Annotated in this window: 13 protein-coding genes and 1 tRNA gene; 7 read left to right on the top strand and 7 right to left on the bottom strand. The window is 68.2% G+C overall.

Going from position 1 to position 9,909, the window contains the following annotated elements; translation table 11 throughout:
• Positions 1-46: 46 nt before the first annotated feature.
• The 3 genes from AB0F43_RS14770 to AB0F43_RS14760 all read left to right on the top strand — a co-directional run bounded on the left by AB0F43_RS14770 (position 47) and on the right by AB0F43_RS14760 (position 1,852).
• Positions 47-415, top strand: a complete 369-nt coding sequence (locus AB0F43_RS14770; RefSeq protein ID WP_360475536.1) for a helix-turn-helix domain-containing protein — start codon at positions 47-49, stop codon at positions 413-415.
• Positions 416-557: 142 nt separating this feature from the next.
• Positions 558-1,076, top strand: a complete 519-nt coding sequence (locus AB0F43_RS14765; protein ID WP_360475534.1) for a SigE family RNA polymerase sigma factor — start codon at positions 558-560, stop codon at positions 1,074-1,076.
• A gap of 2 nt (positions 1,077-1,078) precedes the next feature.
• Entirely contained in the window at positions 1,079-1,852 is a 774-nt protein-coding gene (locus AB0F43_RS14760; RefSeq protein ID WP_360475532.1) for a hypothetical protein, read from the top strand.
• Here AB0F43_RS14760 and AB0F43_RS14755 read toward each other — a convergent pair.
• From AB0F43_RS14755 to AB0F43_RS14740, 4 genes are all read right to left on the bottom strand, one after another.
• On the bottom strand, positions 1,845-2,885 hold the full coding sequence (locus tag AB0F43_RS14755; protein WP_360475529.1) for a 4-hydroxy-3-methylbut-2-enyl diphosphate reductase: 1,041 nt from the start codon (positions 2,883-2,885) through the stop codon (positions 1,845-1,847). The two genes, AB0F43_RS14760 and AB0F43_RS14755, sit on opposite strands and share 8 nt — an antisense overlap.
• 263 nt (positions 2,886-3,148) lie before the next feature.
• Positions 3,149-3,225: transfer RNA gene (locus AB0F43_RS14750), tRNA-Met, on the bottom strand.
• An 83-nt stretch (positions 3,226-3,308) separates the two neighbouring features.
• Complete coding sequence (locus AB0F43_RS14745) at positions 3,309-3,815, bottom strand: HAD domain-containing protein (RefSeq protein WP_360475526.1); 507 nt, start codon at positions 3,813-3,815, stop codon at positions 3,309-3,311.
• 4 nt (positions 3,816-3,819) lie between these two features.
• Positions 3,820-4,413, bottom strand: coding sequence for a dihydrofolate reductase family protein (locus AB0F43_RS14740; protein ID WP_360475523.1), 594 nt, complete (start codon positions 4,411-4,413; stop codon positions 3,820-3,822).
• Between the two features lie 74 nt (positions 4,414-4,487).
• On the opposite strand from AB0F43_RS14740, the gene AB0F43_RS14735 reads away from it, so the two are divergent.
• The 4 genes from AB0F43_RS14735 (at position 4,488) to AB0F43_RS14720 (ending at position 7,011) form a co-directional block, all read left to right on the top strand.
• Positions 4,488-5,036: a TetR family transcriptional regulator gene (locus AB0F43_RS14735; protein WP_360475521.1), complete on the top strand. Its 549-nt coding sequence runs from the start codon at positions 4,488-4,490 to the stop codon at positions 5,034-5,036.
• 33 nt (positions 5,037-5,069) lie between these two features.
• Positions 5,070-6,290, top strand: a complete 1,221-nt coding sequence (gene xseA, locus AB0F43_RS14730; protein ID WP_360475518.1) for an exodeoxyribonuclease VII large subunit — start codon at positions 5,070-5,072, stop codon at positions 6,288-6,290.
• Between the two features lie 17 nt (positions 6,291-6,307).
• On the top strand, positions 6,308-6,502 hold the full coding sequence (locus tag AB0F43_RS14725) for an exodeoxyribonuclease VII small subunit (protein ID WP_360476793.1): 195 nt from the start codon (positions 6,308-6,310) through the stop codon (positions 6,500-6,502).
• A gap of 113 nt (positions 6,503-6,615) precedes the next feature.
• Positions 6,616-7,011, top strand: a complete 396-nt coding sequence (locus AB0F43_RS14720; protein ID WP_360475515.1) for a GNAT family N-acetyltransferase — start codon at positions 6,616-6,618, stop codon at positions 7,009-7,011.
• Here the strand turns inward: AB0F43_RS14720 and AB0F43_RS14715 are convergent.
• The 3 genes from AB0F43_RS14715 to AB0F43_RS14705 are packed head-to-tail and all read right to left on the bottom strand — an operon-like array spanning position 7,001 to position 9,905.
• The gene (locus AB0F43_RS14715; RefSeq protein ID WP_360475512.1) at positions 7,001-7,879 is read right to left on the bottom strand and encodes a carbohydrate ABC transporter permease; all 879 of its coding nucleotides are present in this window, start codon (positions 7,877-7,879) and stop codon (positions 7,001-7,003) included. The two genes, AB0F43_RS14720 and AB0F43_RS14715, sit on opposite strands and share 11 nt — an antisense overlap.
• On the bottom strand, positions 7,876-8,835 hold the full coding sequence (locus AB0F43_RS14710; RefSeq protein WP_360475509.1) for a sugar ABC transporter permease: 960 nt from the start codon (positions 8,833-8,835) through the stop codon (positions 7,876-7,878). The genes AB0F43_RS14715 and AB0F43_RS14710 overlap by 4 nt, the downstream gene beginning before the upstream one ends.
• Positions 8,832-9,905 (bottom strand): ABC transporter ATP-binding protein, encoded by a 1,074-nt coding sequence (locus tag AB0F43_RS14705; protein WP_360475507.1) that lies wholly within the window; start codon positions 9,903-9,905, stop codon positions 8,832-8,834. The genes AB0F43_RS14710 and AB0F43_RS14705 overlap by 4 nt, the downstream gene beginning before the upstream one ends.
• Positions 9,906-9,909: the final 4 nt, after the last annotated feature.

Here is a 9,909-nt window from a genome sequence, read left to right as displayed (position 1 = left end):
TAGTATCCATTGGTAATTGGCTACTTCAACGTGCTATAAGTACCTGGTGGTTACTAATGGGCGCGGTGACGTGTTCGATCCGAACTGCCCGACCCGCGTGATCCTCGACCGGATCGGCGACAAGTGGACGGTTCTGGCCGTACTGCTGCTGCGGAACGGCCCGCTCCGGTTCACCGAGCTCCGCGACGGGATCGGCAGCGTGGCGCCCAAGGTGCTGACCCAGACCCTGCGCCGGCTCGAGCGCGACGGCCTCGTCACCCGCGAGATCTTCGCCGAGGTCCCGCCCCGCGTCGTCTACAGCCTGACCCCGATGGGCGAGTCGCTGATCAAGCCGATCACCGCCGTCAGCGAGTGGGCCGAGGAACACCTGCCGGCGATCACCACAGCCCAGCAGCAGTACGACGCCACCCGCTGAGCCGAACGCCGCAGGCCGCACGCCGAGCCGAAGGCCGTACGCTGAGCCGCCCAGGCAGGAAATACCCGCGACTCGCGGCTCAACCTTTCGCTCTGGTCCGGTCATCGCACATCTGACCGAGTTGGATGAGATGGGGGTTGGGATGGATCCAGGACGCGACCACGAGTTCGCCGAATTCGTGGATGGGCGGTTCACCGCGCTGCAAAGGTTCGGGTACCTGCTCACCGGAGAATGGCATCTGGCCGAGGATCTGGTGCAGACCTCGCTGACCAAGGTGTGGTTCCACCGGAACTCGCTGCGCAGCGGCAACGCGCTGGAGAGTTACACCCGGACGGTGATGGTGAACACCAGCACCCAGTGGTGGCGGCGGAAGTGGCGGGGTGAGACGCCGACCGAGCAACTGCCCGAGCCGCACGCGCGGGAGCAGTACGGCACCGTCGACGATCGCGACCTGTTGCTGCGGGCACTCGCCACACTCCCCCGCCGTACCCGCGCGACATTGGTACTGCGGTACTTCGAGGATCTGCCGGAAGCCGAGATCGCCCAGATCATGAACTGCTCGATCGGCACCGTGAAGTCGAACGTGTCCCGCGGACTCGCCAAGCTCCGCGAACACGAACTGATCACCGCAATCCCCGCCACGGTCCAGAAGGAGGGCTGACCATGACTGACGATCTCAAGGGCCGGTTCGAGCAACTCGTCGCCGATCCGCCACCGCCGAGCGGGGTGCCGAGCGAGGCCGTGTTCGCTCGGGTTCGTTCGGTACGGCGTCGTCGTGCCGCCGGTGTGGTGACGCTGGCCGCGGCCGCGGTGGTCGCCGTCGCAGTTGCTGCAGGCAACCTCACCGACATCAACAGCAGCCCGCCGGTGACCGGCACCCCCGGCGTGTCGAGGACGGTCGTCACGGGACCGCCGACCATCACTCCCAGCTCGCCGACACCGTTCGTGACAAAGACCCCGGAGGTGCCGAAGACCGGAACCACAGCCGGCATCACCGCGGGGTCGACCACCGGGCCGAAGACCGGAGCCGAGGCGACGACGACGACCCCGGCAAACACGCCGGCCCGGCCTCAGCTCGATGTCAGCGTCGCGCTGAAGCCGACCATCAGTGGCCGGGCCGTCACCATGAACGTCACGGTCTCGGGCACTGTGCTCGTACCGATCGCGGAGGGGAAGAATCTGCCGGCCGATACATCGTTCCTCAACCTGTCCGGCGGAACGGACTACACCTGGGGCGACGGCGGACAGAGTGGTTCGGACGCCGGCGCGGTCACCTGCGAGAAGGCGACGAAGCGGACCACCGGCCGCGAAACGTACCTGGCGGAGACCCACACCTACACCAAGCCGGGCACGTACACCTTCCGCTACACGGTGCGGTACTGCGGCACCGACGGATGGTTCGAAACCAGCAAGACCGCCAAGCTGGTGATCAAATAGTCCAGGCGTGATCCGAGGTGCCGGTGGTCGGCAGGCCGGCCGCCTTGAGGTCACTGCGGAGCTCCCGGGGCAGGGCGAACGTCAGGCTCTCCTCGGCCGTGGTGACCTCTTGGACCTCGGCGTACCCGCGCTCGGCCAGCCAGCGCAGGACGTCCCGGACCAGCACCTCGGGCACGCTCGCGCCGCTGCTGACGCCTACCGAGTCGACGCCCTCCAGCCAGGCCTCGTCGATCTCGGCGGCGTAGTCGACCAGGTGGCCGGCCTTGGCGCCGTGCTCGAGGGCGACCTCGACCAGGCGTACCGAGTTCGAGGAGTTGCGGGAGCCGACCACGATCATCAGGTCGGCCTCGGGGGCGAGCTTCTTGACCGCTGCCTGGCGGTTCTGGGTGGCGTAGCAGATGTCGTCGCTCGGCGGGTCCTGCAGGTTCGGGAACCGCTCGCGCAGCCGGCGTACGGTCTCCATCGTCTCGTCGACGGACAGGGTGGTCTGGGACAGCCAGACGACCTTCTCGGGGTCGCGGACCGTCACGTTCGGTACGTCGCCCGGGCCGTCGACGAGGTGGACGTGGTCCGGCGCCTCGCCGCTGGTGCCGATGACCTCCTCGTGGCCTTCATGGCCGATCAGCAGGATGTCGTAATCGGTGGCGGCGAACCGCTTGGCCTCGTGGTGGACCTTGGTCACCAGCGGGCAGGTCGCGTCGATCGTCTTCAACTGGCGCGCGGCCGCCTCCTGGTGCACCACCGGGGCGACGCCGTGCGCGGAGAAGATGACGGTCTCGCCCTCGGGCACCTCGTCGGTCTCGTCGACGAAGATCGCGCCGCGCGCCTGCAGGGTCTGTACGACGTGCTTGTTGTGCACGATCTCCTTGCGCACGTAGACCGGCGGACCGTACAGGTCGAGCGCCTTCTCCACCGCCACGACCGCCCGGTCCACGCCGGCGCAGTACCCGCGTGGCGCGGCGAGCAGCACCCGCTTGGTTTTCACCGCGGTTGTCGTGGAGGTGTTCTCAGGCTGGGCAGTCACGTTCCCCATGGTACGGGCCGGATTCAGCGCCGTCGGAGCCGTACTACGTACGAACCGGCCAGCCGAGCGTGCGGACCGCGACCGCCGGGCGGCATCACCAACCAAAGTGAGCTCGGGCCGCGGTGACCCGATCCCGGTTTTGTGAGCAGCATCACGACGGGAACGCCGCGAGTACGGCCGGAGGCGACGGGTGGCGCACCCAACCCAGCTCGATCACCACACGTCTCCCCTGGCGTCGTAGCGTCGAAGGACAGCACGGGGTTGTGCGGAGGTGGTACCAGGGGCCGGGATCGAACCGGCGACCTCACCCTTATGAGGGGTGCGCGCTGACCGACTGCGCCACCCTGGCCTGGAAGTTGCGCACAGCAACGAACGTGTCGAGGAGCCGTCCGCCCTGTCCGGACGGCTCCCCCGGGAGGTGTTTCCAGTACCTCAAGGATGCGGCCGAAACGCCTTTTCCGCAAAGGAATTTCGGACCGCCCAGGCACGGATCGCCGCGAAGTCGGCCGCGGTCAACCCGGTCCGCGCATCCACGCAGTGCACCAGCTGATGATCCCCGCCGAAGAACAACTGGTCATCCCGGCCTACCTCGTCGTCCACCCAGACGAACGGGCGCTCCCCCACCCACTCCGCGACGTACGCCGTCTTCCACGATCCCCGCCGTACCGGCGCCCGGGCCGGCCAGACGATCACCGGCAGCTCGGGGAGGCCGAGACGAGGCGCCAACAGGCGGTTGGCACCGTGCTCCCACGAGGTCGCCCACACCAGATCGAACACCTCCGCGAGCGCGTTGAGCTCGACTCCGTGCCGCGGATTGAGCAGCACCGCCCAGCTCCTGGCCCCCTCGACGATCTCGTGCTGGTCGTAGCCCACCGGAATCCCCTGGGCCCGATGGGGATTCAGCGGGCCGTCGAAGTCGAGTAGCAGGAGCGGACGCATCGTGTCAGGCCTTGCGATAGGTCAGTACGGCGACGCCGCTGTCGTAGACCTGGTGATCGGTCAGCGCCAACCGTCGTACGGCGAAATCGGCGCCGTCGAAGAGCTTGATGCCGGTACCGATCACGACCGGGTTGACCTTGACGATCAGGCGGTCGATCTCCGGCCAGAGCGTTTCGGCCAGGCCGCCGCCTCCGCACAGCCAGATGCCGAGGCCGTCCTCCTGCTTGAGCTCGCGGACCTTGGCGACCGGATCGGTGGAGACGAACTCGACCGTAGGGTCCGGGCTCTCGGTCAGGCTCCGGGAGAAGACGTAGTTGCGCAGCCGCGGGTAGCTGTTGGTGTTGCCGAGCGCCTTGCCCAGCTCCCAGGTTTTGCGGCCCATCAGGACAGTGTCGAAGACCTTGTTCGGCCCGTCGAGACCGAGCACGTCGCGTACGGCGCCCGGCAGCGTCTCGGGGTACGCCGTCAACAGCGGCTCCGAGTGGTCGCCTTGGGACAGAAAGAACCCGCCCGGACTGACGTCAGTCGGGTCGCCGCCGCTCGGGTCCGCGACGTAGCCGTCGAGTGTGGACGCGATGTAGTAGGTCAGCTTTCGCATGGTCGGCGCCTCCCTTGAGTAAACCACTCCGATCACAGTACTCTGCTTGTAGTGGTTTACCAAAGGAGAAGGGCATGCGAACCAATCCGGAGCGGCGGACGGCGCTGGTGGACGCCGCGATCGAAGTGCTCGCGGCCGACGGCGCGCGCGGGCTGACGTTTCGATCCGTCGACGTGGCGGCCGGTGTGCCGAACGGGACGACGTCGAACTACTTCGCCAACCGCGACGACCTCCTGCTGCAGGCCGGTCTGCGCATCCACGACCGCCTCGGCGCCGACCCGGCCCACCTGGATCAGCCGCCGTCCACCGAGTTCCTGACCTCGCTGCTTCAGCTGTTGCAACAACGCCTGACGAAGGATCGAACCGGTTATCTGGCCCTCCTCGAGCTGAGGCTCGAGGCCACCCGGCGGCCCACACTCCAGGAGGCGCTCACCAAGAAGGTTCGGGAGAACCTGGACGAGAACATCCGGCTCCACCAGGAGCACGGCCTGCCCGGCGATCCGCTGCTGCTCTACCTGACCGTGGGCGGATACATGCTCGAGCAGCTCACTCTTCCCGGCGTACTCCCGGACGGACTGCTCGAGAAGGTGATCCGGCAACTCGCGGGATCCACGCCCGTGTGAGGGTTTGTCGGTGCGGGGTCGTAGGGTCTGGGCGTGGCTTTGGAGACCTCGCCGGATGCGCCTGCAGCCGTTCGCACGATCGCGAACGGTATTGCCAGCTGGATCAACCAGCTCGGCGCGGTGTGGGTCGAGGGGCAGCTGACCGACGTGTCGATAGGGCGTGGGACGACGACGGTGTTCGGCACGTTGCGCGACATCGACGCGGACATCTCGCTGCGGTTCACCTGCAACCGCCGGGTGTTCGAGGCGGTCGACCCGCCGGTCACCGACGGCTCGCGCGTGGTGGTGAACGCGAAACCCAACTTCTTCGCCCGTCGCGGCACCCTCGCGCTCGCGGTCAACGAGATCCGGCACGTCGGCATCGGTGAGCTCCTGGCCCGGATCGAGCGGCTCAAGCAACTACTCGCCGCCGAGGGTCTGTTCGCGTCGTACCGGAAGAAGGCGCTGCCGTTCCTGCCGCACACGATCGGGCTGATCTGCGGACGCGACTCCGCGGCCGAGCGCGACGTACTCGAGAACGCGAAGCGGCGGTGGCCGGCTGTGGCGTTCCGGGTGGAGTACGCGTCGGTGCAGGGGCCGGCGGCGGCCGGTGAGGTGATGACCGCGCTGCGGAAGCTCGATGTGGACGAGTCGGTCGAGGTGATCGTGATCGCGCGCGGCGGTGGGTCGCTGGAGGATCTGCTGCCGTTCTCGGACGAGGGCCTGATCCGCGCGGTGTCCCAGGCGCGTACGCCGGTGGTCAGCGCGATCGGCCACGAGCCGGACTCCCCCTTGCTCGACCTGGTCGCGGATCTGCGCGCCTCGACGCCGACGGATGCGGCCAAGCGGATCGTGCCGGACGTGCGTGAGGAGCTGGACGGCGTGCGACTGCTGCGGGAGCGCGGGCTGCGGGCGATCACGGGCTGGCTGGAGCGGGAGCGGCACGCGCTGGCGGCGATTCGGAGCCGGCCGTCCCTCGCCGCGCCGGTCACGGATCTGCAGCGGCGCTCCGACGAGGTCGCGGCTCTGGTCGACCGGAGTCGCCGGACGTTGACACACCGGCTGGACCGGGCGAGTGACGACATCACGCACCGATTGGCAAGCGTACGGGCGTTGTCCCCGAAGGCGACGTTGGAGCGGGGGTACTCCGTGCTACAGCTGGCTGACGGGACCGCCGTACGGGAAGTGGCGCAGGTGGCGCCCGGCGACCTGCTGCAGGCGCGGGTCAGCGACGGCCGATTCGCTGTCGAAGTCAAGTCCGAGGAGAACACGTGAGCGGCGACCGTCCGGAGATGACCTACGAACAGGCCCGGGAGGAGCTGGTCGAAGTGGTCCGCAAGCTCGAAGCCGGCGGCACCACCCTCGAGGAGTCCCTCGCCCTGTGGGAGCGCGGCGAAGAGCTGGCCGCCACCTGCCAACGCTGGCTCGACGGCGCCCGCGAACGCCTCGCCAAAGCCCAGGCCGCCCACGAGGAGAAATCCAGCTGAGCATCACGGTCCGGGCTGCCCAGCCAGAGGATCTGTACGGCGCCGCAGTCGCGCGCGTCGCGAGCTGGCGGGGCGCATTCACCGGGCTGGTCCCGCAGGACTTCCTCACCGCCATGGATCCGGACGCCATCGCGTCGTCCTGGAGCGAAAGCCTCGCGGCGGGACGTTCCCGCCTGCATGTCGCCAGCGTCGAGGGCGACCATGAACAGATCGTCGGGTACGCCGGAGTCGGACCGGAGCGCGATCCGGCCGCTCCCGCCGGGACCGGCGAGCTGTACGCGCTCTACGTCCACCCGGACCACTGGGGCGTAGGAGCGGGTAGGGCGTTGACGGACGCGGCGGTGGCGGATCTGCGTTCCGCCAGGTGTACGGCGGTGTGGCTCTGGGTGCTCGAGGCCAACACTCGCGCCCGGCGGTTCTACACCCGGTACGGCTTCACCGAGACGGGCGGCCGGACGACGTCGTCGCTCGGCAACCTGCCGGAGATACGACTCGGGCTCAGCCTTTGACGGCGCCGAGGGTGAAGCCGGCGATGAAGCGGTTGAGGAAGAGGTTGAAGATCAGGGCGATCGGGACGGCGACCAGGATCGTGGCGGCCTGCAGGGACTGCCAGAAGAAGACGTCGCCCCGGACCAGTGCGGTCGGTACGCCGGTGCTGATCGGCTTCTCGCCAGACGGTGAGACGAAGGCCAGCGCGTAGATGAACTCGCTCGCGGTGAGCGTGAACGCGAAGACCACCACCGCCACCACGCCGGGAAACACCAGCGGTACGACGGTCCGGACGAAGGCACCGAGCCGGCTGTAGCCGTCCACCATCGCCTGTTCCTCGATGTCCTTGGGAATCGAGCGCAGGAATCCCATCAGCAGCCAGACCGAGACCGGGATCGTGATGGTCGGGTACACGAGCACGAGCGACCACGTCTTGTCCTGCAGGCCGGCGGCCACGACCACCCTGGACAGCGACAGGAACAACAACGACGGCGGCACGAGGTAGACGAAGAAGATCGCGATCGCCATCGGCCCCGACCACGGACGGTCCAGCCGGGCCAGGCTGTACGCCGCGGGCAGCCCGAGCCCGAGCGTGATCGCGGTGACGAGCAGGCCGACCCACAAGGTGTTCCACACGAAGGTCGGGAACTCGGTGCTGCTGAACAGATAGTCGACGTGTTCGGCGGTGGGGTTCAGGTTGAACAGGAACGGGTTGTTGCTGCGCCGGTAGAGATCCCGGTTCTCCTTGAACGCGGTGATCCCGGCCCAGAGGAACGGCCCGGCCGCACCGAGCGATGCCAGGATCGCCAAAAGATAGACGAGGACGCGCGAGGCCACGTGATGCCGACGTGCCCGGCGGCGTTCCTGATCGACCTCGGCGGCCTTCACGAGATGTCCATCCGCCGTACCGCCCGCAGGATCGCGATCGCCGCGGCGAGCAGCAGTGGGAACAGGAACAAGGCGATCGCCGCACCCTGGCCGACGTCCCCGCCCTCGATGCCGCGGAAGAACGCCCAGCTGGCCAGCACCTGGGTGGAGTTGGTCGGGCCGCCCCGGGTCAGCACATAGACGACCGCCATGTCGGTGAAGGTCAGGATCGCCCCGAACAGGGCCGCCACCGCGATGATCGGCATCGTCAACGGGATGGTGATCTCGAACATCCGCCGCCAGAACCCGGCCCCGTCCACCGAGGCCGCTTCCTGGACGTCCTTCGGGATGGCGATCAGCCCGGCCATCATGATGACCGCGGCCAGCGGGACCAGTCGCCAGACGTGCACCAGGATGACCGATCCGATCGCGAGGTCCGGCTTGCCGAGCCAGTACATGTTCGCGTCGATCACGCCCAGCTCGCGCAGCACCCAGTCGATCGGCGAGAACACCGAGTCGAGCAGCCACAACCAGGCGATCGTGGACAGCGCCACCGGCGTGGTCCAGGGCAGCAGGACCAGGAAGCGGACCAGCCACTTGCCGCGGAAGTCGGCGACCAGGATGTTCGCGAGCACCTTGCCGAGGACAACGATCAGTGCCATCGAGACAACCGTGAACACGATCGTGTTCCGCAGCGACCGCCAGAAGACCGGGTCGTCGAAGATGTTCTGGTAGTTCCGCAGCCCGGCCCAGTCGAAACTCGGATCCCCGGCGGTGACATCGCTGAAGCTGAACGCGATCGCCAGGAAGAACGGGATCGCGACCAGCGCGACGATGTACCCCACCGAGGGCAGCAGGAACACCCACGCGAGCAAAGGGTCCCGGTCGGCGAACCGTCGCCGTTCCCCCAGATCGACCGGCGGTGACACCTCCGGCCGGACGTCGGTCAGCTCACCGGATCCGGAGGGCGCGCTCATGAGCCGGTCCGCACCGACATGGGCTCGGTGCGTTCCCCACTGTCCGCGTCGAAGAACCGCAGACGGTCCGCGTGTACGGCGAACTGATGCTCCTGCCCGGGCTCGACCTCCGATGTCACAGTCACCGGGAGCCTGGCGATCACCCTGGTCTCGGCACCCAGCCCGCGAATGGTGCCGTAGAGATGCCGGTCACCGGACAGGTGCTCGACCCGGTCGACCTGGAACGGCACCACCAGCCGATCGTCGCCGTGCACCAGCGACTCGGGCAGCAGGTGCTCGGGCCGGAAGCCGACCAGTACGCCGTCACGCGGGACGAGGTTCATCGGCGGCGACCCGAGGAAGGTGGCGACGAAGATGTCGGCCGGGTCGTCGTACACCTCGACCGGCGGACCGAGCTGCCGGATCCGGCCGGCGTCCATGACCGCGAGGCGATCGCCCAGGCCCATCGCCTCGACCTGGTCGTGGGTGACGTAGATCGTCGTGGTCCGGATCCGGCGCTGGAAGCGTTTGAGCTCGTCGCGCGCACTCGCCCGCAGCTTCGCGTCGAGGTTGGACAGCGGTTCGTCGAGCAGGAAGACACTCGGCTCCCGGACCAGGGCCCGGGCCAGTGCGACCCTCTGCCGCTCACCGCCGGACAGTTGGCGTGGTCTGCGGTCGAGCAGCGGACCGATACCCAGCAGTTCGGACGCCCACTCGGTCTTCTTCGCCTGTTCGGCCTTGTCGATCCCCTGGGCCCTGAGCGGGAAGACGATGTTGGCGCGCACCGTCTTGTGCGGGTACAGCGCGTAGCTCTGGAACACCATGGCCACCCGGCGAGCCCGTGGTGGCAGCTCGTTCACGACGTGCCCGCCGATCCAGACCTCTCCGTCAGTTGGTTGCTCGAGGCCCGCGATCGTCCGGAGCAGCGTGGTCTTCCCACAGCCCGACGGCCCCAGCAGCACCAGGTACTCGCCCTCGGTCGTGGCGAGGTCCACACCGTCGACCGCGTTCACCCGGCCGTGGGCGCCGCGCCGGCGGACCCGGCCGCCGTCGAACACCTTGCGCAGATGACGGACCTCGACGACAGCCACGCGA

It is taken from the genome of Kribbella sp. NPDC023972 (genome assembly GCF_040639075.1).
Lineage (GTDB): Bacteria > Actinomycetota > Actinomycetes > Propionibacteriales > Kribbellaceae > Kribbella.
The sequence above is the reverse complement of the archived record's forward strand: the minus strand, read 5'-3'. Positions and strand labels throughout refer to the sequence as shown.